The organism is Nonomuraea sp. NPDC049378 (genome assembly GCF_055586745.1).
In genome coordinates, this window is sequence record NZ_JBVJHP010000036.1 from 1 (window position 1) to 21,767 (window position 21,767).

The window sequence follows — 21,767 nt, forward strand, 5'->3', positions numbered from 1 at the left end:
GGGGTGCGATCGGTGCGGTGGTGCTGGTCGACACGCGCCGCCTGGCCGACAGTTTCCCCGCCATCGACTACTTCGAGGAGGCGCAACTGCCGTTCATCGTGGGAGTGAACGGCTGGGACGGCCAGTACGCCCACAGCGACGCCGAGGTCCGCGACGCCCTGACCCTGGCCCCGCACATCCCGATGGTGCGCCTGGACGCCAGGTCGAAGGACTCCGTGAAGGCCACGCTGATCAACCTGGTCGAACACGCGCTCACGGTTCGGATGGCCGTGCCCGGCTGGAGCGGCTAGCAGAGCGGCTAGGCTGGAGCCTTAGACGTACCTTCGCTTCGAGGACTGGCCAACCACGTGTTCGAGACGCTATCCGACCGGTTGACATCGGTCTTCTCCTCCCTCCGATCCAAGGGGCGGCTGTCCGATGCCGACATCGACGCCACCACCCGCGAGATCCGCATCGCGCTGCTCGAGGCCGACGTCGCCCTCCCTGTGGTCAAGGCGTTCGTCGCCCAGGTCAAAGAGCGCGCCCGCGGCGCAGAGGTCTCCCAGGCGCTGAACCCGGCGCAGCAGGTCGTCAAGATCGTCAATGACGAGCTGATCGGGATCCTCGGCGGTGAGACCCGCAGGCTCCGTCTCGCCAAGACTCCCCCGACCGTCATCATGCTCGCCGGCCTCCAGGGCGCGGGCAAGACCACGCTGGCGGGCAAGCTGGCCCGATGGCTGCGCGAACAGGGGCACGCGCCCATGCTGGTCGCCGCCGACCTCCAGCGCCCCAACGCCGTCCAGCAGCTCCAGGTGGTGGGCGAGCGCGCCGAGGTCGCCGTCTACGCGCCCGAGCCCGGCAACGGCGTCGGCGACCCGATCGGCGTCGCCCGCACCTCCATCGACGAGGCCAGGCGCCTGCAGCACGACATCGTCATCATCGACACCGCGGGCCGGCTCGGCATCGACCAGGAGATGATGCGCCAGGCCGCCGACATCCGCGACGCGGTCCAGCCCGACGAGGTCCTGTTCGTGGTCGACGCCATGATCGGCCAGGACGCCGTCACGACGGCGCAGGCGTTCATGGAGGGCGTCGGCTTCGACGGCGTCGTGCTGACCAAGCTCGACGGCGACGCCCGCGGCGGCGCGGCGCTCTCGGTCAGGCACATCACCGGCCGGCCCATCATGTTCGCCTCGACGGGCGAGAAGCTGGAAGACTTCGACGCCTTCCACCCCGACCGGATGGCCTCCCGCATCCTCGACATGGGTGACATCCTCACCCTGATCGAGCAGGCCCAGAAGACGTTCGACGAGGAGCAGGCCGCCAAGATGGCGGGCAAGCTCACCTCGGGCGAGAACTTCACGCTCGAAGACTTCCTCGAGCAGATGCAGATGGTCCAGAAGATGGGGCCGATCAAGAACCTGCTCGGCATGATGCCCGGCATGGGGCAGATGCGCGACCAGATCAACTCCATCGACGACCGCGACCTCGACCGCATCGCGGCCATCATCCGCTCGATGACCCCGGCCGAGCGCCAGGACCCCAAGATCATCAACGGTTCCCGCCGCGCCCGCATCGCCACCGGCTCCGGCGTCACCGTCAGCGCCGTCAACAACCTGGTGACCCGCTTCTTCGAGGCCCAGAAGATGATGAAGCGGATGGCCGGCGGCATGGGCATGCCCGGCATGCCGGGCGGGGGCGGCCGCGGCAAGGGCGGCAAGTCCCAGAAGAAGGCCAAGAAGGGGCGGCGCGTCAGCGGCGACCCGCGCAAGGCCGCCATGGGCAAGCCCTCCGCCGAGACGCCCGCCGAGCCCAAGCAGGGCGGCGTGCTGGGCAACCTCGGTGGCAAGCTGCCCCCGGGGGTGGAGTTGCCACCCGGCTTCGACCCCTCCAAGCTCCGGCTCCCCGGCCAGAAATAACCCCGCTCCCGCTGGTGCGCACCCGGGCCCGGCGGGCCCATCACCGCGCCTCCGCCCGGCCCGCTCGCCACACCTTCGAGCGCCTGGCCGGCGCGTCCTGGGCCGGGTTGCCGCCCTGGCCGGGTTGCCCGGCACGCCTCCGGCCGGCCCGGTCATCCCGACTGCCGGGCCTGGCCGCCCGCCTCGCCCACCCACCGCGTCGACCGGCGCACCTCCTGCCGGCCGACCGATCGGCGGCGGTCCGGGCTTCGCCCGTTGCCCGGGCCGTCCGCGGTTGCCCGAGGCCCGTCCACCGGTCGCTCGGAATGAGGGTGTGGTGAAGGGCGCGGGGTGGGGGGCATACCAGGGCCGATGGGGCCGTAGCGGAAGGGAGGCCGGGAGCTTGCCGACCCTTTGCGGCGACGTGCCGCCGGCGGTCGTGGGCAGTGTCGTCGATCTGGCAGAATGACATGTTGGAACACCGTGACCAGGCGGGTGCCCTCTCACCTCCCGCAGGACACGCCTGTCCCTGGAGCGTCGTCCCGTCGTGCCCCACTCGGCGAGGCGCCGTTCACCCACATGCGAATGCAGGAGAGACCACACCCGTGGCAGTCAAGATCAAGCTCAAGCGGCTCGGCATGATCCGCAACGCTCAATACCGCATCGTCGTCGCCGACAGCCGCACCAAGCGTGACGGCCGGGCGATCGAGGAGATCGGCCTTTACCACCCGAAGGAAAACCCTTCGCGCATCGTGATCAACGCTGAGCGTGCGGCCTACTGGCTGGGCGTCGGCGCGCAGCCGACCGAGCCGGTGCTCAAGCTCCTCAAGCTCACCGGCGACTGGCAGAAGTTCAAGGGCGAGCCCGCCCCCGAGCCTCTCAAGGTTGCTGAGCCCGCGCCTGACCGTCACGCCCTTTACGAGGCCGCGGCCAAGGAGGCGCTGTCCGGTGGCGACACCGGCACGGCCGCCACCACGCCGCCGAAGAAGGCCAAGAAGAAGGAAGAGGCCGAGGCCCCCGCCGAGACCCAGGCCGAGGGCGAGGCCTGACGTGCTCGAGGAGGCTCTCGAGCACCTCGTTAAGGGCATCGTCGAACATCCAGACGATGTCCGGGTCCGCGCACGCCGCATCCGCAGCGGGCGCGTCCTGGAGGTCCGGGTGCACCCCGAGGACCTGGGGAAGGTCATCGGACGCGGCGGGCGCACCGCCAAGGCGCTGCGCACGGTCGTGAACGCCCTGGCCGACGGGAAGTACGTGCGAGTCGATCTGCTCGATCTGCACGAAGTAGTCCGTTAGCGTCAGGTTTGCGCGCCCTCATCGGTCCTTCCGATGGGGGCGCTCGCGTTGAGGAGGGCGAATTCACGTGCAGTTGGTCGTCGGCCGGATAGGCCGTCCGCACGGCGTACGCGGTGAGGTGACCGTGGAGGTGCGCACCGACGATCCCGAGCTGCGTTTCGCCCCCGGCACGTCGATCGCCACCGATCCCGCAGGCCGAGGGCCGCTCGTCGTCGAGAGCCGCCGCTGGCACAAAGGGCTGCTGCTGGTGTCGTTCGCCGGGGTCGCCGGCCGTGACGCGGCCGAAGATCTGCGCAACACCATGCTGGTCATCGACTCCGGCGAGGTGCCGCCGCCCGACGATCCCGACGAGTTCCACGACCACCAGCTCATCGGCCTGGCGGTCGAGACCGCTTCGGGCGAGCCCGTAGGCGAGATCACCGATGTGCTCCATCACGGCCAGGACCTTCTGGTCGTGCGCCGGCGCGGTGCCGACGACGCGCTGATCCCGTTCGTCAAGGCCCTCGTACCCGTGGTCGACGTGGAGGCCGGACGGCTGGTCGTCGATCCGCCGGAGGGCCTGTTGTGATGCGGATCGACATCGTCTCGATCTTTCCCGAGTACTTCGGGCCGCTCGACGTCTCGCTGATCGGCAAGGCGCGCGAGCGCGGCACGCTCGACGTACGCGTGCACCAGCTCCGCGACTGGGCCCACGACGTGCACAAGTCCGTGGACGACACCCCTTACGGCGGGGGCCCCGGCATGGTCATGAAACCCGAGGTGTGGGGCGAGGCCATCGACTCCGTGATCGGTGACGGCACGCCGCGGATGATCGTGCCGACCCCGAGCGGGCGGCCGTTCACCCAGGAGCTCGCGCAGGAGCTGGCGGGCGAGCCGTGGCTGCTGTTCGCGTGCGGGCGTTACGAGGGGATCGACTCGCGCGTCGTGGAGGAATACTCCGGGCGGCTGCGGGTCGACGAGGTCGGCATCGGCGACTACGTGCTGGCCGGCGGCGAGGTGGCGGTGCTGGTCATGGTGGAGGCCGTCGGCAGGCTGCTGCCAGGTGTGCTCGGCAACGCCCAGTCGGCCGTCGACGACTCCTTCGCCCCAGGGGCCATGCGCAACCTCGTCGAGGGGCCCGTCTACACCAAGCCTCCCGTCTGGCGGGGGCGCCAGGTGCCCGACGTGTTGCTGTCCGGACATCACGGAAAAATCGCGAGATGGCGGCGAGATGAGGCGCTGCGCCGTACCGTGCGAAACCGGCCTGAACTCGCGGCGGAGCTCGACCCCGAGACGCTCGACAAGCACGACAGGAGACTTCTCGAGGAGCTGTCGTTTCGCGTCGAGCCCGAAGATATGGCAAACTGAATCGCTGCCAACCTGTTGTGGTTGGTCTGTCATGCCCGGGAAACGGTCCTGGGTTTCATCACATCAGCAGGCGTGTCCGCCACGAGCCATGGCCGGGTGGACCTCCGCGTGCTCACGAGGACTTGAGGACAGCTCTCATGCACACGAAGATCCAGGAGCTCGAGAAGGCGACCCTGCGCAGCGACGTGCCGGATTTCCGCCCCGGTGACACGCTCGAGGTTCACGTACGCGTCGTCGAAGGCAACCGCTCCCGCATCCAGGTCTTCAAGGGCTTCGTGCTGCGCAGGCAGGGCAGCGGCGCCCGCGAGACCTTCACCGTTCGCAAGGTCAGCTATGGCGTCGGCGTCGAGCGCACCTTCCCTGTGCACAGCCCCGTCATCGAGAAGATCGTGCTCGTCTCCCGCGGCGACGTGCGCCGCGCGAAGCTCTACTACATGCGTGACCTGCGCGGTAAGGCCGCCCGTATCCGCGAGAAGCGCGAGACGACGCCCGCGAAGTAGGTCCTGCTCATTCCGAGGTCCGCGCTACGGCGCGGGCCTTTCGGCTTTACGGGGCCGTTTCCTTTATGTGGAGCGACTCGTGCGTGGGTGTAACGTCGGTCCAGGCTTGTCGAGCCAGGACATCATCTAGGCTCGTCAGCGATGACTAGCGAGAGCCAGGAGCACGGCGCGGCGCGCCGCCCTGTCGAGGACGAGGTGGACGTGGTCGCCGAAGAGACTCAGAAGCCGGCTAAGGGCGGAAAAAAGGAGAAGAAGGGGTCGTTCTGGAAAGAGCTTCCTGTTCTTGTCGTTGTCGCTCTGGTGCTGGCACTGATCATCAAGACCTTTGTGGTCCAGGCCTTCTATATTCCGTCGGAGTCGATGGAAAACACCCTGCTGACCAACGACAGGGTTCTCGTCAACAAGCTCGTCTACCACACGCGCGACATCGAGCGCGGCGACGTGGTGGTCTTCTCGGGCGTCGATTCCTGGGACGGCGAGTTCCAGATGGAGGAGCCGTCCAACCCGGTCGCGGCGTTCTTCCGCTGGGTCGGCACGGCGTTCGGCGTCATCCCCGGCGAGAAGGACTACATCAAGCGGGTCATCGGCATCGGCGGCGACCACGTCAAGTGCTGTGACTCCAAAGGCCGCATCACCGTCAACGGCACGCCCATCAACGAGGAGAGCTACCTCTATCCAGGCAACGTGCCCTCTGACAAGTTCTTCGACGTCACGGTGCCGTCCGGGCGGCTGTGGGTCATGGGCGACCACCGCTCGGTGTCACTCGACTCCCGCGCCCACACCGGCGACCCGGGCGGCGGATCCATTCCGGTGGGCCAGGTCATCGGACGGGCGTTCGTGATCGTGTGGCCGTTCGACCGCGCCTCCTCCATAGACATCCCCGAGACGTTCGCCCAACCCGCGCTCCACGCGCTCGGCGGGTCCGTACCGCTGGTCGCCGGGTTCGGGCTGGCCGTACCCTTGGTCCTGGTTCGGCGCAGGCTGCGGAGGAAACGCTGATGGCCGTCACCAAGAAGGCGGAGGGCGTGGGCAAAGAGAAGAAGAAGGGCAGTTTCCGCGAGACGGTGCTGCTGCTCGTTCTGGGGATCGGCATCGCGCTGCTGCTGCAGGCCTTCGTGGTCGGGTCGTTCTACATCCCGTCCGTGTCGATGGAGAACACCCTGCAGCTCAACGACCGGATCTTCGTCAACAAGCTTTCTGGCAAGCCTGAGCGCGGCGACATCGTGGTGTTCAAGGGCTGGAACGGCGAAGACACCATCAAGCGCGTCATCGGGGTCGGCGGCGACCACGTCAAGTGCTGCGACGCCGACAAGCGCATCACCATCAACGGCAAGCCGCTTGACGAGTCCTCCTACCTCTACCCGGACGATTACGCTTCCGGCGATAAGTTCGACGTCAAGGTGCCGGCCGGCAAGCTCTGGCTGATGGGCGACCACCGCAGCGCCTCGGCCGACTCCCGGGCGCACATGGAGGAGCCGGGTAGCGGTTTCATCTCGGAAGACGCGGTGATCGGCAAGGCTGTGGTGCGCTATTGGCCGCTGTCGCGGGGTTATCTCTTCTCCCAGCCTGAGGCTTTCGACAAGGTCAAGTAGATCCGCTTCCGGTCGCGGTTTGCGGCGAATGAGGCGTACGCTGCCTCTGTCATGACAGTTGCGTTCCGCCCTCGCCCCAGCGTCGTCCGGCGAGATTCCGGACTCTACGCCTACGAACGGGCGCTCGCCCGCCGCGGCCTCACCCCCATCGCGGGTGTCGACGAGGCCGGCCGTGGCGCGTGCGCCGGGCCGCTCGTGGTCGCGGCCGTCATCCTGCGCAAGCCGGTCGACGGCCTGGGAGACTCGAAACTGCTCGCTCCGGCGGTGCGCGAACGGCTCTACGACGCGATCGTGCGCGTCGCCCATGTAGGCATCGTGACCATCCCACCTGGGGAGATCGACGCCAAAGGTCTCCACAAATGCAACGTTTCGGGAATGCGGCGTGCTGTCGCACAGTTGTCCGATAACCCTGAGTACATCCTGACGGACGGCTTCCCGGTGCCCGGGTTGCCCGCGCCGTCGCTCGCCGTCTGGAAGGGGGACCAGGTGGCCGCGTGCGTGGCGGCTGCGTCGATCGTGGCCAAGGTGACGAGGGATCGCCTGATGGTCGCGCTGGACGAGCGCTTCCCGCAGTACGGCTTCGCCGAGCACAAGGGGTATGTCACACCAGGACACCGGCTGGCGCTGGAAACGCATGGTCCGTGTCCTGATCACCGTTACTCCTTCGTCACGGTGGCGAGGGGGATGGGTGAAAATGAAATGGGGGCCGGGGTTGCCTGACCAGGCGAACCGGGGGACCGGTACGACAGGAGGACCGCGATGAGCGCAGAGGATCTCGAAAAGTACGAAACCGAGATGGAGCTGCAGCTTTACCGCGAATACCGCGATGTCGTCGGTTTGTTCACATACGTGGTGGAGACTGAGCGGCGGTTCTATCTGACCAACTCGGTCGATCTCGATGTCCGCACTGCGGAGAACGGCGACGTCTTCTTCGACGTGAAGATGCAGGACGCTTGGGTGTGGGACATGTACCGGCCCGCCCGATTCGTGAAGAACGTACGGGTCGTCACGTTCAAGGACGTCAACGTCGAAGAGCTGGCCAAAGCAGACCTGGAGATGCCCAAGGAGGGCTTCTCCGGGTAACCGCGCGGTGAGAGGCGACGCCTCCGCAACCTCTCGCGCCACGGGAGCGTGGCCCCTCAACGCCCCCTGGGAACGGGGCGATCCTCGGGCTGAGCCGGCGTGGTCCTGACGTGCCGTGACCGGCATCCGTCCGGACGGCAGCGACCCGAAGGGCTGCAGCAGGGGTCTGTGGTTGTGTTGCTCGGGCGCGGCGGTGAAGCAGCCCGCGCTCGTCACGCCAGCGGGCTCGCTCAGGCCCTGGGATGCGCTTGCCGGTAGGCCGCCCGCAGACGCTCGATAGAGACGTGAGTGTAGATCTGCGTGGTGTTCAGCGACGCATGCCCGAGCAACTCCTGAACGCTACGCAGGTCCGCACCACCCTCCAGGAGGTGCGTCGCCGCGGTGTGCCGGAGACCGTGCGGCCCCATGTCCGGCGCCCCATCGACCTGGGCCAGTCGCGCGTGCACCACCCGCCGGACGGTTCCCGCATCGATGCGGCCCCCGCGCAAACCGAGAAAGAGCGCGGGCCCCGACCTGGCTCGGGCCCACAGCGGCCGTCCATGAATACACCATTTGTCCAGCGCTCGGAGAGCGGGCAGCCCGAACGGCACCGAACGCTCCTTACGCCCCTTGCCCAGAACCCTGATGACGTGCCGGTCACGGTCGACATCATCGACGTCCAGTGCGCACAGCTCGCTCACCCGCACACCTGTGGCGTACAACAACTCCAGCAACGCCTGATCGCGGAGTTCTTTCGGCTCCGCGGTGGCGGGGACGTCCATCACGGCCTGCGCCTGCTCCTGGTCGAGCACGGACGGCAGTGACCGGGGTGTCCTGGCGGTGCCCAGCAACAATCCGGGGTCCGTGGACAGCCAGCCGCGCCGATGACAGTAGGCGGTGAAGGTGCGGGCACAGGCGGTTCGGCGTGCCAGCGTGGCTCTGGACTTTCCCGCTTCGTGCTGGCCGGCCAGCCACCCCCTCAGAGCCCCGATGTCCAGGCCGACGAGGTGCCCGTCCATGTGATCGAGCAGAGAGGCGATGTCGGTCAGGTAAGCCCGGACCGTGTGTGGTGAGAGGTCACGCTCCAGCCGCAGATATCGGCCGAAGTCGGCCAGAACTTCGTCCCTGCTCGCCGACGTACCACCGTCCGTCCGGGCCATGTCTTCCACGTCACCATCATCTTTCGTGTCGGTCATGTCGCGGTGCCGAGCGCCGTCGTTGCGCTGTCATGATGCCGCGTTTCCCTTGCTTTGCGCTGGCTGAGGTGCCGCGCCCCTTCGGTTGCGCCGGTCGTGATGTCGTGCTCCCGTCGTCTCTTTCGTCCCGCCGGCCGAGTCCGTGTAGCGGTGACGGTTCCCCTCTCGCCGTCGCCGGCCGTGTCCGGGCGATGGCGACGGCTCCCTTCGCCGTCGCCGGTACGAGCTCCGTACTGCCCGCATCATCGCCTCATGCGCCGAGAGCAACCTCAACAACCGATTGTCATGATCCACAACTATGTCAGCAAAAAGTAGGAGTCACTGGTGCGTGGTCCTCTTCGCCTTCCGGTGGACACACGCCAGACTGTTGTGTGCGGCCATCGCGGTGCTCTCCCACGGTCTTGATGCAGGCCCTCCAAGGATCACGCGATGGCCGTCACCATGTCCGCCCCCGCCCGGTGACGCGGTGCGGGTCAGGGACCGTGACACGTCCGTCAGGCGTCCATCCTCCCCGCCGCCTGGTAGGGCACGGGCAGGTCGTCCGGAAACGGAGGATCGTCCGCCTGTCCGGCGGCTTCCGCGGTGGGTGGGGGTTGTAGGGCGGTTGACTCGGGAGCCTTGCGATAGCTCGTTGCCGGCTTGCGCAGGCGCCAGCCGTTGGCGGCGCGTTCTATGTAGCCTGCGGCTGCCAGGCCGCCCAGCGCGCTCAAGGTCACATCCAGGCTGACTCCCGCGGCAACCGCTATGGAGGCTGGACCGGCGCCGCCTCGGGCAGGGACCGCGTCCAGCACCCTCTTGGTGGAGTCGTTGAGTTTGTCCCTGGAGACAGCGGCCACCCGGCTCTGCGGAGCAAGATCGTCGCCTATCACGCCGACGAGGTCGATCATCTCCTCCGGGGTCGTCACACATACCGCTTTGCGCTCCCGAAGGAGCCGGTGACAGCCCGCCGACATGCTCGAAGTGATCGGGCCAGGCACCGCCCCCAAGTGCCTGTTGAGGGAGAGGGCATGGGCGGCCGTGTTGAGCGCGCCGCTGCGCAACGCCGCCTCCACCACCACGGTGCCTCTCGACAGGGCGGCGATCAGGCGGTTTCTGATGAGGAAACGTGCCCGGGTGGGATGGACGCCCGGTGGGCACTCGCTGATCACGACCCCCCGCTCCCTGACGGCCGCGAACAGGGTGTCATGGCTGCTCGGATAGCAGACGTCCACGCCGCAGGCCAGAACGGCCACCGTCGGTGCATCCGATGCCAGAGCTCCCTTGTGGGCCGCCCCGTCCACGCCGTAGGCGCCACCTGACACGACCGTCCAGCCTGATTCGCTGAGACCGACACCGAACTGGGCCGCGATGTGCGAACCGTATGACGTGGCGGCGCGGGCGCCGACCACGGCGACGGACTTGAGGCACGCGAAGCGGAGGTCGGCCGTGCCGTGCAACCACAGCCCGAGGGGGCGGCTCGGCCCCAGCTGGTCCAGCTGGGTAGGCCATTCCTGGCTGCCGGGAATGATCAACCTGGCTCCGGCCTTCTCGCCTGATTCCAGGTCGGCTGCGGGCTTGGCGGTCGCCAGGCGGGCGTACCAGGCGTTCAGGCGGCGGGTCAGGTCGGGCGGGCGCTCGTGCCGGGCCTCTTGGGCGGCGAAGTCGGATGGCAAGGCGCGTGCACGGATCGCCGCCGCCGCCTCCGACGCGCCGTACTGGGCGACGAGGCGGCCCATGACCGGGTCGCCCACGTCAGCGGCGCGCATGAGAGCAGCCCTGGCCACCAGCTCGTCTGTCTCCGGTCGCCCTGATCGCCGGGTCACGGCGACCGTAGCCCGCTCACCGTCCGCGGGGGGTCGAGGTGCTTGTGAGGATCCGGCGTCCGGCGTGCGAGGAGCCGGCGCAGCGGGGGTCTCCTGGCTGGGAGAGGTTTGTGTACTCACGTCCTGGACGGGTGAGGTCTGGCCGCTCACGTCCTGGACGGGTGAGGTCTGGCCGCTCGTGTCCTGGACGGGTGAGGTCTGGGCACTCGTGACCTGGATGTGGAACTGCTGGGCGGGCGGGACGGCTGGATTGGAGGCAGAGGGCCGAGGCGTCGTGGTCGCTGGGGCGGCGGGAGTGGATGGCATGGGGCTGACGGTGCCTTCGTGGAGTGGGATGGACGATGGGAGGGCCAACGGGGCGTTCGGAGACGGGGCAGAGCCGGCGCAGGGCGCGGACGCGGCGGGCGCGTGCGGAGGTCTTGGAGCCCAGGGGGAGGGCCTCTCGAGAACCTGGAAGTCCGAGCTGGAAGGGGCGCGGCGGCGATCGGGGCGCCGGCGGAAGGATCCGGCGGTGTCACGACGTGACTCCCAGCCAGAAACTGAGGGCGCCGGTGGTTTCGTCCTCCTCCGGGCGGTCCTTGCCTGCCAGATCGGCGAGGGTCCAGGCGACCCGGACCACCCGGTCGAGGCCGCGTGCGGTGAGGATGCCGGAGTCGAGGCAGGACGTCATGGGCCGCATGGCCGCCTCCCCTGGGCGGTAGTCGGCATGCAGCATGGAGGAGGGGATCTCGGCGTTGGTGCGCCAGGGGGTGCCGGCCAGGCGCTTGGCGGCTCGGTCGCGGGCCACCAGCACGCGTTCGGCCACCGTCCTGCTGGTCTCCACGAACTGGCGGTCGGCCAGGAGCTCGCGCCTTGACGAGCGGACGACCGTGACCTTCATGTCGATGCGGTCAAGGAGCGGGCCTGAGAGTCTGCCGAGATAGCGACGTCTGGTGGTGGGGGAACATCTGCACGTCTCGCTCTTTTCGTCGGCCTGGGCGCAGGGGCAGGGGTTCGCGGCCAGGACCAGCATGAACCGCGCCGGGAACGTGACCGATCCCGCGGATCTGGACACCGTCACCCGGCCGGACTCCAACGGTTGCCGCAGGGAGTCGAGGACATGGCGGGGAAACTCGGGAGCCTCGTCCATGAACAACAGGCCCCTGTGAGCGAGGGAGACCGCCCCCGGGCGCACGACCGTGCTGCCGCCGCCGATGATCGCGGCGGACGTCGCCGTGTGGTGCGGGGCGACGAACGGCGGCCTGCTCATCATGGGTGAGTCGGGCGGCAGCACACCCGCGACGGAATGGATGGCGGTGACCTCCAGGGCATGATCGAGCTCCAGATCCGGCAGCAGGGTGGGGAGGCGTTCGGCCAGCAGGGTTTTGCCGGTGCCGGGCGGGCCGAGCATCCACAGGTTGTGGCCGCCTGCCGCGCACACTTCGAGGGCTCGACGGGCCACCGGCTGGCCGACGACGTCAGACAGGTCGGCTGCGGGGACGGGGGCGGAGCTCTGAGGCTCCGCGATGTCGCCGGTCCGGGCCTCGGGCGGGTCGTCGCCGGTGCGCAGCCACTCGACCAGCTGGCGCAGGCCGGACACGGGGACGACCTTGACGTCGGGCACCAGGGCCGCCTCGGCCGAGTTGGCGGCGGGCACGACGACCGTGGCGCCACCGTGCCCGGCGGCGCCGAGCACCGAGGGGAGGACGCCGCGCACGGGTCTGATGCGGCCGTCGAGGCCGAGCTCACCCAGGAAGAACGGCTCCGCGATGCGCTCAGCAGGGATCACTCCCGCCGCGCCGAGGATCGCGACGGCTATGGCCAGATCGAACTGGGATCCGCGTTTGGGCAGGCTGGCGGGGAAGAGACTGACGATGATGCGGGCATCGGGCCAGGGATAACCGCTGTTGACGACCGCCGACCTGACTCGGTCGCGAGCCTCGCTGAGCGCGGTGTCGGGAAGGCCGATGAGGTGGATGCCGGCCAGTCCGTTGCCCACGTCGGCCTCGACCTCGACGGTGCGCCCGGCGACTCCGACGACGGCCACGCTGCGGGTGCGGGCCACGGCCATCAGATCGCCCCTCGCACGTGGCGCAGCGCGAAGTCGCCGGCGAAGCGCTCGATGGCGATCACGTCCACGCGCACGGTGTCGAAGGTGCGTTGCTGCGTGGCCAGCCATTTCGCCGCCAGCAGGTGAAGCCGGGCCAGCTTGGCCCGGCTCACGCCCTCCAGGGCTGTGCCGTGGGACGTGCCCGATCGTGTCTTGACCTCGACCACGATCAGGCGGGGGCCTTCTTCGGCGATGACGTCGATCTCGCCGTGACGGCAGCGCCAGTTACGCTCGATCACTTTCATCCCTTGTGCCTCCAGATAGGTCACGGCTAGCTGCTCGCCCTGTCTGCCGAGGTCGAGTCTCTTGTTTGCGGGCATGTGCCACCTCCGTCTGGCTGTCGGGCCCCGACTCTCGTGGATGGGGGTGGAGCGAGGTCGGCCGAACGGGGTTCTGGGGATGGCGGGGTGGGTTACCGGGAGGTTGTGGATAAGGGCCGAGCCGGTCATCAGTCGCCCGCGACGCTGCTTGCGGTGGCGGCCCTGTGGCGCGGCATGTCGGCGAGAGAGGGGGCGGGAACGCAGGCGTCGGCATACGGTCGTGGCGAGGTTGAGGAGAAGGAACCCGCCCAGTAGCGCGGCCAGGGCGATCGCGCTTACAAGCGGGGTGGCCGAAGCCGAACGCGCGAGAAACGGCGAGGGCGTGGTGGATGGCAGTGCCTTATGGACCGGTCGCGCGGCGGGAGCGGTGGCGAACGTCGCTGGTGGACCGGCAGTCGGCCGGTTCGCTGCGGGCGCTCGTGCAACGGGTGCGGTGGTTGCTGCCGCGGCGGGCGCTGGTCGAAGGGGGATCGCGGCCGATCTCGCCTGCGGTGGAGCGACGGTGACCGAACGTGCCGGCGCTGGTGGCGTGGTGGGAAGGTCGGACGGTGACGGGGAACCGTGGTGGCCTGAAGGATCAGGGCCTGCCGTGGAGTCCGCCTGCCAGAACGGGAGAAGGCGGATGGGGGCGTGGCCCAGGAGGAGGAGAGGGTCGAGGTAGCGGGTGTCGTGGAGGAGACCCCAATGGAGGCACGGCGCCTGACAGTGATCGGTCGAGGACTCGAGCACGCCCAGCTTGGCTCCCTGTTCGACGGACTGGCCCTGTGTCACCGATGACGTGACCGGTACGTACGTCGTGCGCAGGCCACCTGCGTGCTCGACCGTGACCACGCCCCGCCCGCCGACCGGACCGGCGAATCGGACCGTGCCCGCGCCTGCCGCCAGCACCGGGGCGGCTTCCTGGGCGGCCAGGTCGACACCGCGGTGACCTGCCAGCCAGGGCTCCGGGGGCGGAGCGAATCGACGGATGACGCGAGGGCGGCCGTCCAGCGGCCAGCGCCATGCGGGCGGTGAGGCCCTTGCCGCTGCGGGTGCTGGGACAGCGAGGACGGTGGCCGCGAGAACGACGGCCGTCAAGGCGGTGCGGGTGGTGGTGAGGGCCGTCAAGGCGCTGCGGGTGGTGGTGAGGGCTGTCTGGGCCGTGCTGGTGGAGGCGGCGGTTGTCAGCGCCGTGCGGGTGGTGGTGAGGGTCGTCGGGGCGGTGCCGGGGGACTGCGGGTGGTGGCGGGCCGGTGGGCAGGCGGGTCATGGCGCGAGTTTCGGCTACGGCGCCTTGGCGGCGGGTCGGTGAACGCCGCTCTGTGGAGGACGCTGGGTTGTCCACAGGCCGGGCGCTGATTTGGGGTGCGAGACCACGCTGATCGGCGGGTCGTTCAGGAGACCCGGGGCTTGGAGTTGAGGAGGTCGTCAAGAGAAGAGGAGAGTGCCGGGTCGGCGCCTGGCTCGCCCGAGGCCCTGAACCTGGTACGGCGCGGACGCAGTGGAGACGTCCAGATCCACAGGGTGCTCAGGGCGATGCCCGCGGCGCAGACCAGGATGACCGGACGCAGCCCGATCGCCTCCGCGAGAAGGCCTCCGAGCAGACCGCCGAGGGCGAGGACGCCCTGCACCGCGAACGTCATGGTCGCGTTGACCCGGCCGCGCAGTTCGGCGGTGGTCTCGCTCAGGGTGATCGCGCCCATGCAGGTGGCGAAGGCCACCACGATGCCGCCTGTGAGCGTGCCCGTCACGGCCAGGACCGACAGTTTCCACCACAGCGGGCCGGTCAGCAGTCCCACCGCGAGGATCTCCGAGGGGAAGAAGAGGACGGCGGCGAGCAGGACCCGGTTCTCGCCGTAGCGTTTGGACAGGCGGGCCGAGAGCCAGGCGCCCAGCAGGCCACCCGCCCCGCTCAACGCGATGAGGACACCGATCACGCCCTTGGGGATGCCGAGGGTGTTCACCATGTAGAGCATGTAGACGGCCGTGAACGCCATCGCGAAGAAGTTGATCGTGACGCCAGCGCCGAGCAGCGCGCGCAGGACCGGATGGGTGACGCTGACCTTCAGTCCTTCCTTGACGTCGCGCCACATCCCCCGGGAGGCGGCCGGTTCGTTCCGTTCCGGGGTGCGGATGGAGCGCAGCAGCAGGGCCGAGGCCAGGAACGACAGCGCCTCCGCCAGGACGGCCAGCGGTGCCGTGAGCACCTGCACCAGGAGCCCGGCCAGCCCTGGTCCGCTCACGGAGGCCACCGAGTAGGACGCCTGCAGGCCGGCCATCGCCTCGGTGCGCTGCCCGGAGGGGACGACGGCCGCCAGATGGGGGAAGTTCGCGGCTCTGAACAGCACTCCAGCCGTGCCGATCACGAGGGCCACGATGATCAGCCAGGCGACGTTCAGCACGCCCAGCAACCAGGCGACCGGCACGGTGGCGGCGGCCGCGCAGGAGACGAGCTCACACGCGATCATCAGGGGACGGTGCCGCGTGAGCCGGTCGGCGATCGCCCCCGACTGCAGCCCGAACAGCAGGGCGGGCACCGAGGCGGCCGCGGTCAGCAGGCCCATCTGTGAGGGCGATGCGGTCAGCAGGGTCACCGCGGTCAGGGGGATGGCCAGCTTGGACACCTCTGATCCGGTGATCGAGACCGTCCTGGCCGTCCAGAGCAGGCGGTAGTCGCGCTGCTTGCGCAGCGGAGCGGCGGCGGCTTCGAGCGGGGGGACGGGCCCGATGGTCGGGCTGCCCGCATCGGGCGGTCCGCCGGCTGGGTGCTCGACGGCACGCCCACGCCGAGTGTGAAAGGTTTCCTTCATAGATGTGAAGCTAATCCTTCAGAGTTGTGAAGGCAACCTTTCAGATATCCGCGGGCAGAGGTACCGTGGGCACATGACGCGGGAACCTGGTTGGCTCAGCGATCCGAAGGCGATGCGGGCGCTGGCGCATTCGGCGCGGCTGACGATCCTCACCCAACTGGCCGACGAGGGCAGCGCCACCGCCACCGAGGTGGCCGAGAACGCGGGCATCACACCCAGCGCCGCCAGCTATCACCTGCGCATGCTCGCCAAATACGGTTTCGTCGAGGACGCGCCGCCCCGCGGCGACGGCAGGGAACGACTGTGGAAGGTCGTGGACACCCCGATCGGCGTGGGTGTGAGTCCCGGCGACCCGCCGGAGGTGCGCGAGGCGAAGAAGTCGTTGATAGCGCTGTTCAACAAGGAGGCCCGCGAGGAGGCGGAACGCAGCTGGGCCAACCTCGACAACGACACGGAGGAGTGGCGCTACGCGAGCGGTTTCAGCCGCACCAGGATCAGGGTCGACGCCCAGGAACTCGGCCGGCTCAACGAGGAGATCAAGAAGCTGATCGAGCCGTACGTCGCCCGCTTCCGCAGCCAGGACGAAGCCCCGGGCGGGGCCAGGATCGCCGAGGCGCATATCAGCCTGTTCCCGGTCGCGAAGCGGGTCGCCCCCGGCCTGCCCACCGAGGACCACGACGCGCCCTGACAACCTCCGCAGGCCCACCGAGGGCGGCGACCGCGTCCCGACCGGGCACGCCCCGCGCGATCACGACGTGGCCGACCGGCACCATTCGACGAACCGGGCGAACCGCTGCTCGATGGACTCGGCTCTGTGCCTCAGCTGGATCGCCTGGTCGACCGCGAGCGCGTCGCCATACCACATCGCCAGGCCGGTCACTGCAGTCATGAAACCCGGCCTCCGCGTGACGGGGCCACCGCCGTGCGTCCCCTGTGCCGGTGGAATTTCGCCACCCTGATGGTGGGGTCAGGTCTACCGCGCCGGTCGTGCGGAGCGGGCAGACTGCTCGGGTGAGCATGATGCGCCGCATGGCCGAGCCCGTGGGCGGCCTGCTGCTGAACGCCGCCGCCGGCGTGGCGGCATGGGCGCTCCTCCTGCTGCTCGCCGGGTGCGCGGCGCTGGTCCCGATCGGCGGGCTCGGCGTGCGCCCGCTGGCCCGGGTGCGGTCGATGGTCCACGGGCTGGCGACGTTCCAGCTGGCCTGGGCGGCCCGCGCGCTCGGCCACGAGCCGGCGGCGCCGGAGAGCGCCCACGCGCGGGAGGGCGCTCACGCCCGCGAGACGGCCTGGCTGACGGTGCAGGCCGTGACCGGCCCGGGCGGCGTGCTCCTCGTGGGCGGGGTGCTGTCGGCCGACGCCGTCCTCTGGAGGCTGCAGACGGTGCGGCCGAGCAGCCAGCTCACGGTCGCCCTGTCTCTGGCGCTCGTCGCCATCGTCGCCGTCGCGGTGGCCGCCGTACCACTCCTGCACAAGGCGCAGGCGCGGCTGGCGGAGCTGCTGCTGCGCCCCGGTGACACGGACCGGATCAGGCAGCTGACCGAGTCGAGGGCCGCGGCGGTGAGCGCGCAGGCGGCCGAGCTGCGCAGGATCGAACGCGACCTGCACGACGGCGCGCAGGCCAGGCTGGTCTCGGTGCGCATGAACCTCGGCCTGGCCAGGCGGGCGAGCGATCCCGGTCAGGTTCGCGAGCTGGTGGAGGAGGCGTGGGAGTCGGCCGGGCAGGCCCTGACCGACCTGCGCGACCTGGTCAACGGCATCCACCCTCCCGTGCTGGCCGACCGGGGTCTGGCCGGGGCGCTTGAGGCCGCCGCGCTGCACGTCCCCCTCACGGTGGACGTCGACATCGACCTGCCCGCCCGGCCGGAGGCGCCCGTCGAGTCCGCGGTCTACTTCGCCGCCGCCGAGGCCCTGACGAACGCGGCCAAGCACAGCGGCGCCCGCCGCGCGTGGGTGCGGCTGTGCCACTCGGAAGGCGTCCTGCGGCTGGTGGTGGGCGACGACGGGAAGGGCGGCGCCGACGCGGGCGGCACCGGCATCGACGGCATCAGGCGCCGGTTGTCGGCGTTCGACGGGACGCTCGACGTCCGCAGCCCGGCCGGCGGGCCGAGCGAATTCATCGTGGAGATACCGTGCGCGTTGTCATCGCAGAAGATCTCGCCCTCCTGAGGGACGGGCTCGTCCGCCTGCTGTCGGCGTCCGGGTTCGAGGTGGTCGAGGCGGTCGGCAACGGGCCGATGCTGCTCAGCGCGCTGACCCGCCACCGGCCCGACGTCGCCGTGGTCGACGTACGGCTGCCGCCGACCCTGACCGACGAGGGGCTGCGCGTCGCGCTGGAGGCCCGCAGGCGACGGCCGGGGCTGCCGGTGCTGATCCTGTCGCAGTACGTCGAGCAGCTCTACGCCCGTGAGCTGCTGTCCGACCAGGCGGGTGCGGTCGGCTACCTGCTGAAGGACCGGATCGGCGACGTCGACCAGTTCGTCGAGGCGGTGCGCAGCGTGGCGGCCGGAGGCACGGCGATGGACTCCGAGGTGATCGGCCAGCTGCTCGCCCGCAGGAAGCGCGACGAGCCGCTGGGCCGCCTGACCCCCAGGGAGCGCGAGGTGCTCGCGCTCATGGCCGAGGGCCTGTCGAACGCCGCGATCGCCGCCCGCCTGCTCGTCACGGACAAGGCCATCGCCAAGCACACCAACAACATCTTCGCCAAGCTCGGCCTGCCGCCGAGCGACGATCACAACCGCCGGGTCATGGCGGTACTGGCCTACCTGAGGGCGGAACCGGGCTGACCCGCGTCGTTTGACCACATGCGGTCGGCCTGAGGCGGCGTGGGAGGTAGACTTTCCGGTGGCCTGTGGCACAGGCCGACTTCGCATGCCTCATTGCGGACCGCGCCGTCGGTCCGGGCCAGGCGCCCGGCTGGAGCGGTTTCGGGGCATCAGGGCGGCAGACACGCGCTGTCGCGTCACAACCGAGAATCGCGCCCATCCGCAGGGCGCCCAGACCTGGAGGACCAGCACATGGCCCCCGTCGTCACCATGCGACAGCTGCTCGAGAGCGGCGTTCACTTCGGTCACCAGACCCGGCGCTGGAACCCGAAGATGAAGCGCTTCATCTTCACCGAGCGCAACGGCATCTACATCATCGACCTGCAGAAGTCGCTGTCCTACATCGACCGCGCCTACGACTTCGTGAAGGAGACCGTCGCCCACGGCGGCACCATCCTGTTCATCGGCACGAAGAAGCAGGCTCAGGAGGCCATCTCCGAGCAGGCGGCCCGGGTCGGCATGCCCTACGTCAACCAGCGCTGGCTGGGCGGCATGCTCACCAACTTCTCCACCGTGCACAAGAGGCTGCAGCGCCTGAAGGAGCTCGAGGAGCTCGACTTCGACAACGTCGCCGCCTCGGGGCTCACCAAGAAGGAGCTCCTCATGCGCCGGCGCGAGAAGGACAAGCTCGAGCGCACGCTCGGCGGCATCCGTGACATGGGCCGCGTGCCCAGCGCGGTGTGGGTCGTCGACACCAAGAAGGAGCACATCGCGATCAGCGAGGCCAAGAAGCTCGGCATCCCTGTCGTCGCGATCCTCGACACCAACTGCGACCCCGACGAGGTCGACTACCCGATCCCGGGCAACGACGACGCCATCCGCGCCGTCGGGCTGCTGACCAGGGTCGTCGCCGACGGTGTCGCCGCCGGTCTGATGGCCCGCTCCGGCGCCGCCCGCGGTGACGAGAAGCCGGCCGCCGCCGAGCCGCTGGCCGAGTGGGAGCGCGAGCTCATCGAGCAGGGCACCGGCGAGCGTCCGGCGGACGAGGCCGACTCCGCCGCTCCGGAGGCCCCGGCCGAGGCCGCTCCCGCCGAGCCGGCCGCCGCGGCCGAGGCTCCCGCCGAGACCGCTCCCGCGGCCGAGGCCCCCGCCGAGGACAAGCCCGAGCAGCAGGCCTGACGGCTGATCGAGGGACGCGTCCCCGCCGACGGGGGCGCGTCCCGGCCTGGCGAAGCCGGGCCCGCACAGGTGATAGGCCGCGGCGAGGCTGGGCAGCATACCGGGCGAGGCAGCAGTAGGGCCGGGCCGGTGCGCGCCCCCGACCGAGGCAGAGTTCCTGTACGGCACGCGCCCGCCGTGCCGACCCCGGGGTGGGCCGCCGATCACGGCGCCCGCCCGATCCACGACGACGAAATTTCACAAGGAATAAGAGCAATGGCTTCCGTGAACATGGCCGACGTCAAGCGGCTTCGCGAGATCACCGCTGCCGGCATGATGGACTGCAAGAAGGCGCTCGAGGAGTCCGGTGGCGACTTCGACCGCGCCATCGAGCTGCTGCGCCTGAAGGGCGCCAAGGACGTGGGCAAGCGCGAGGCGCGCACCGCCTCCAACGGCCTCGTCGCGCTCAAGCAGGACGGCGACTCCGCCGCCGCGCTCCTGGAGCTCAACTGCGAGACCGACTTCGTGGCGAAGGGCGAGCGCTTCCAGGAGCTGGCCGCCCAGGTCGTGGCGCACATCCTCGAGAACAGGCCCGCCGACGTGCCGGCGCTGCTGGAGTCCTCGTTCGACGGCAAGACCGTCAAGGACCACCTCGACACCGCCAACGCCGCGCTCGGCGAGAAGATCGAGATCCGCCGGTTCGCGGTGCTGGAGGGCGGCTACGTCGGCGCCTACATGCACCGCACCGACCCGGCGCTGCCGCCCGCGGTCGGCGTGCTGGTCCAGCTCGACAAGCCCAACGCCGAGGTCGCCAAGGACGTCGCGCAGCACGCCGCGGCGATGGCCCCGCAATACCTCAAGGCGGCCTCCGTACCCGCCGAGGTCGTCGAGAAGGAGCGCAAGCTCTTCGAGGAGATGACCCGCGAGGAGGGCAAGCCCGAGGCCGCGATCGGCAAGATCGTCGAGGGCCGCGTCAACGGCTGGTACAAAGACTTCACCCTCCTCCAGCAGACCTTCGTCAAGGACGGCAAGAAGAGCGTGGGCAAGTACGCCGAGGAGAACGGCGTCGAGGTCCTCGGCTTTGTCCGTTTCAAGGTCGGTCAGGCTTAGGCTTAGGCAAGCCGCCAGCTCAACGAACCGCCGAACGAAGGAGGCCGCCGCCGTGCAGGAACACCGGGAGCCAGCCCACGAATCCCCACGGACGGCGGCTTCCTCGTCTCCACACCCGCCGAACCCGCTGCGGTGGAAACGGGTGATGCTGAAACTGTCGGGCGAGGCGTTCGCCGGCAGCGAGCCGCTGGGCATCGACCCGGTGATCGTCGACCACCTGGCCGACTCGATCACCGAGGCGGTCCAGGAGGGTGTGCAGGTCGCGGTCGTGGTCGGCGGCGGCAACATGTTCCGCGGCGCCACCCTCTCGCAAGGAGGCATCGACCGGGCCAGAGCCGACTACATGGGCATGCTCGGCACGGTCATCAACTGCCTGGCCCTGCAGGACTTCCTCGAACGGCGGGGCGTGGAGACACGCGTGCAGACGGCCATCACCATGCAGCAGGTGGCCGAGCCGTTCCTGCCACGCCGCGCGATCAGGCATCTCGAGAAGGGCCGCGTGGTCATCTTCGGCGCCGGGCTCGGGTCGCCCTTCTTCTCCACCGACACCGCGGCGTCCCAGCGGGCGCTCGAGATCGGCGCCGAGGCGCTGCTGAAGGGCACACAGGTGGACGGGATCTACGATTCCGACCCCCGCAAGAATCCGGATGCGGTCAGATTCGACCACCTTGACTACGGCGAGGTGCTGCTCCGCGACCTCGCGGTCATGGACGCCACCGCGATCAGCCTGTGCAAGGACAACGATCTGCCGATCGTGGTCTTCGACCTCATGGGCGAGGGCAACATCCTGCGCGCCGTCCGCGGTGAGAAGATCGGCACGCTGGTCAGTCCCGCAGGCAAATGAGCGAGCGAGCCCGACACCGCCAG

Annotated in this window: 25 protein-coding genes and 1 pseudogene; 19 read left to right on the top strand and 7 right to left on the bottom strand. The window is 69.5% G+C overall.

Annotated elements, in window-relative coordinates:
* The 11 genes from ACZ6SA_RS45945 to ACZ6SA_RS45995 all read left to right on the top strand — a co-directional run.
* Positions 1 to 290, top strand: a 290-nt coding sequence (locus tag ACZ6SA_RS45945; RefSeq protein WP_465835555.1) for an ATP/GTP-binding protein, incomplete at its 5' end; no start/stop codon positions are given.
* A gap of 57 nt (positions 291 to 347) precedes the next feature.
* On the top strand, positions 348 to 1,898 hold the full coding sequence (gene ffh / locus ACZ6SA_RS45950; protein WP_347649948.1) for a signal recognition particle protein: 1,551 nt from the start codon (positions 348 to 350) through the stop codon (positions 1,896 to 1,898).
* A gap of 584 nt (positions 1,899 to 2,482) precedes the next feature.
* Complete coding sequence (gene rpsP / locus ACZ6SA_RS45955) at positions 2,483 to 2,926, top strand: 30S ribosomal protein S16 (protein ID WP_132601374.1); 444 nt, start codon at positions 2,483 to 2,485, stop codon at positions 2,924 to 2,926.
* A 1-nt stretch (position 2,927) separates the two neighbouring features.
* Positions 2,928 to 3,173 (top strand): RNA-binding protein, encoded by a 246-nt coding sequence (locus ACZ6SA_RS45960; protein ID WP_132335352.1) that lies wholly within the window; start codon positions 2,928 to 2,930, stop codon positions 3,171 to 3,173.
* A gap of 67 nt (positions 3,174 to 3,240) precedes the next feature.
* Positions 3,241 to 3,741 (top strand): ribosome maturation factor RimM, encoded by a 501-nt coding sequence (rimM, locus tag ACZ6SA_RS45965; protein WP_347649947.1) that lies wholly within the window; start codon positions 3,241 to 3,243, stop codon positions 3,739 to 3,741.
* Complete coding sequence (gene trmD / locus ACZ6SA_RS45970; protein ID WP_347649946.1) at positions 3,741 to 4,520, top strand: tRNA (guanosine(37)-N1)-methyltransferase TrmD; 780 nt, start codon at positions 3,741 to 3,743, stop codon at positions 4,518 to 4,520. Before rimM ends, trmD begins: the two co-directional genes overlap by 1 nt.
* 137 nt (positions 4,521 to 4,657) lie before the next feature.
* The gene (rplS, locus tag ACZ6SA_RS45975; protein ID WP_132601383.1) at positions 4,658 to 5,020 is read left to right on the top strand and encodes a 50S ribosomal protein L19; all 363 of its coding nucleotides are present in this window, start codon (positions 4,658 to 4,660) and stop codon (positions 5,018 to 5,020) included.
* A gap of 141 nt (positions 5,021 to 5,161) precedes the next feature.
* Positions 5,162 to 6,019, top strand: coding sequence for a signal peptidase I (gene lepB, locus ACZ6SA_RS45980; RefSeq protein ID WP_465835559.1), 858 nt, complete (start codon positions 5,162 to 5,164; stop codon positions 6,017 to 6,019).
* A complete protein-coding gene (gene lepB, locus ACZ6SA_RS45985) occupies positions 6,019 to 6,612 on the top strand; it encodes a signal peptidase I (protein ID WP_465835561.1) in 594 nt (197 codons plus the stop codon). Before lepB (ACZ6SA_RS45980) ends, lepB (ACZ6SA_RS45985) begins: the two co-directional genes overlap by 1 nt.
* Before the next feature lie 51 nt (positions 6,613 to 6,663).
* Positions 6,664 to 7,332 carry a ribonuclease HII gene (locus ACZ6SA_RS45990; RefSeq protein WP_347649943.1) on the top strand — a complete coding sequence of 223 codons (669 nt, stop codon included), beginning with the start codon at positions 6,664 to 6,666 and terminating at the stop codon, positions 7,330 to 7,332.
* Positions 7,333 to 7,371: 39 nt separating this feature from the next.
* Positions 7,372 to 7,695, top strand: a complete 324-nt coding sequence (locus ACZ6SA_RS45995; RefSeq protein WP_026215037.1) for a DUF2469 domain-containing protein — start codon at positions 7,372 to 7,374, stop codon at positions 7,693 to 7,695.
* Between the two features lie 230 nt (positions 7,696 to 7,925).
* Here the strand turns inward: ACZ6SA_RS45995 and ACZ6SA_RS46000 are convergent, their stop codons facing one another.
* The 4 genes from ACZ6SA_RS46000 to ACZ6SA_RS46015 all read right to left on the bottom strand — a co-directional run bounded on the left by ACZ6SA_RS46000 (position 7,926) and on the right by ACZ6SA_RS46015 (position 13,081).
* Positions 7,926 to 8,834: a tyrosine recombinase XerC gene (locus tag ACZ6SA_RS46000; protein WP_465835622.1), complete on the bottom strand. Its 909-nt coding sequence runs from the start codon at positions 8,832 to 8,834 to the stop codon at positions 7,926 to 7,928.
* Between the two features lie 530 nt (positions 8,835 to 9,364).
* Positions 9,365 to 10,600, bottom strand: a complete 1,236-nt coding sequence (dprA, locus tag ACZ6SA_RS46005) for a DNA-processing protein DprA (protein WP_465835564.1) — start codon at positions 10,598 to 10,600, stop codon at positions 9,365 to 9,367.
* Positions 10,601 to 11,186: 586 nt separating this feature from the next.
* The gene (locus ACZ6SA_RS46010) at positions 11,187 to 12,722 is read right to left on the bottom strand and encodes a YifB family Mg chelatase-like AAA ATPase (RefSeq protein WP_465835566.1); all 1,536 of its coding nucleotides are present in this window, start codon (positions 12,720 to 12,722) and stop codon (positions 11,187 to 11,189) included.
* A complete protein-coding gene (locus tag ACZ6SA_RS46015; RefSeq protein ID WP_465835624.1) occupies positions 12,722 to 13,081 on the bottom strand; it encodes a YraN family protein in 360 nt (119 codons plus the stop codon). Before ACZ6SA_RS46015 ends, ACZ6SA_RS46010 begins: the two co-directional genes overlap by 1 nt.
* 329 nt (positions 13,082 to 13,410) lie before the next feature.
* Here ACZ6SA_RS46015 and ACZ6SA_RS46020 point away from each other — a divergent pair, with 329 nt between their 5' ends.
* Complete coding sequence (locus tag ACZ6SA_RS46020) at positions 13,411 to 13,587, top strand: hypothetical protein (RefSeq protein WP_347649939.1); 177 nt, start codon at positions 13,411 to 13,413, stop codon at positions 13,585 to 13,587.
* A 154-nt stretch (positions 13,588 to 13,741) separates the two neighbouring features.
* On the opposite strand, the pseudogene ACZ6SA_RS46025 reads toward ACZ6SA_RS46020, so the two are convergent.
* Positions 13,742 to 14,188, bottom strand: a pseudogene (locus ACZ6SA_RS46025) (murein hydrolase activator EnvC family protein); the annotation flags it as partial.
* Between ACZ6SA_RS46025 and ACZ6SA_RS46030 the strand changes: the two are divergent.
* Positions 14,133 to 14,372 carry a hypothetical protein gene (locus tag ACZ6SA_RS46030; protein WP_465835627.1) on the top strand — a complete coding sequence of 80 codons (240 nt, stop codon included), beginning with the start codon at positions 14,133 to 14,135 and terminating at the stop codon, positions 14,370 to 14,372. The pseudogene ACZ6SA_RS46025 and the gene ACZ6SA_RS46030 overlap by 56 nt on opposite strands.
* Before the next feature lie 82 nt (positions 14,373 to 14,454).
* Here the strand turns inward: ACZ6SA_RS46030 and ACZ6SA_RS46035 are convergent, their stop codons facing one another.
* Entirely contained in the window at positions 14,455 to 15,870 is a 1,416-nt protein-coding gene (locus ACZ6SA_RS46035) for an MFS transporter (protein ID WP_347649938.1), read from the bottom strand.
* 73 nt (positions 15,871 to 15,943) lie between these two features.
* On the opposite strand from ACZ6SA_RS46035, the gene ACZ6SA_RS46040 reads away from it, so the two are divergent.
* On the top strand, positions 15,944 to 16,558 hold the full coding sequence (locus ACZ6SA_RS46040; protein ID WP_443155496.1) for an ArsR/SmtB family transcription factor: 615 nt from the start codon (positions 15,944 to 15,946) through the stop codon (positions 16,556 to 16,558).
* 60 nt (positions 16,559 to 16,618) lie between these two features.
* On the opposite strand, the gene ACZ6SA_RS46045 is transcribed toward ACZ6SA_RS46040, so the two are convergent.
* Positions 16,619 to 16,759 (bottom strand): hypothetical protein, encoded by a 141-nt coding sequence (locus ACZ6SA_RS46045; protein ID WP_347649936.1) that lies wholly within the window; start codon positions 16,757 to 16,759, stop codon positions 16,619 to 16,621.
* A 128-nt stretch (positions 16,760 to 16,887) separates the two neighbouring features.
* Here ACZ6SA_RS46045 and ACZ6SA_RS46050 point away from each other — a divergent pair, with 128 nt between their 5' ends.
* The 5 genes from ACZ6SA_RS46050 (at position 16,888) to pyrH (ending at position 21,744) form a co-directional block, all read left to right on the top strand.
* The gene (locus tag ACZ6SA_RS46050; protein ID WP_347649973.1) at positions 16,888 to 18,036 is read left to right on the top strand and encodes a sensor histidine kinase; all 1,149 of its coding nucleotides are present in this window, start codon (positions 16,888 to 16,890) and stop codon (positions 18,034 to 18,036) included.
* Positions 18,000 to 18,653 carry a response regulator transcription factor gene (locus ACZ6SA_RS46055; protein WP_347649935.1) on the top strand — a complete coding sequence of 218 codons (654 nt, stop codon included), beginning with the start codon at positions 18,000 to 18,002 and terminating at the stop codon, positions 18,651 to 18,653. Before ACZ6SA_RS46050 ends, ACZ6SA_RS46055 begins: the two co-directional genes overlap by 37 nt.
* A 231-nt stretch (positions 18,654 to 18,884) precedes the next feature.
* Complete coding sequence (gene rpsB / locus ACZ6SA_RS46060; protein ID WP_465835569.1) at positions 18,885 to 19,811, top strand: 30S ribosomal protein S2; 927 nt, start codon at positions 18,885 to 18,887, stop codon at positions 19,809 to 19,811.
* Positions 19,812 to 20,066: 255 nt separating this feature from the next.
* On the top strand, positions 20,067 to 20,900 hold the full coding sequence (tsf, locus tag ACZ6SA_RS46065; protein WP_347649933.1) for a translation elongation factor Ts: 834 nt from the start codon (positions 20,067 to 20,069) through the stop codon (positions 20,898 to 20,900).
* Positions 20,901 to 21,045: 145 nt separating this feature from the next.
* Positions 21,046 to 21,744 carry a UMP kinase gene (gene pyrH / locus ACZ6SA_RS46070; protein ID WP_347649932.1) on the top strand — a complete coding sequence of 233 codons (699 nt, stop codon included), beginning with the start codon at positions 21,046 to 21,048 and terminating at the stop codon, positions 21,742 to 21,744.
* Positions 21,745 to 21,767 lie beyond the last annotated feature (23 nt).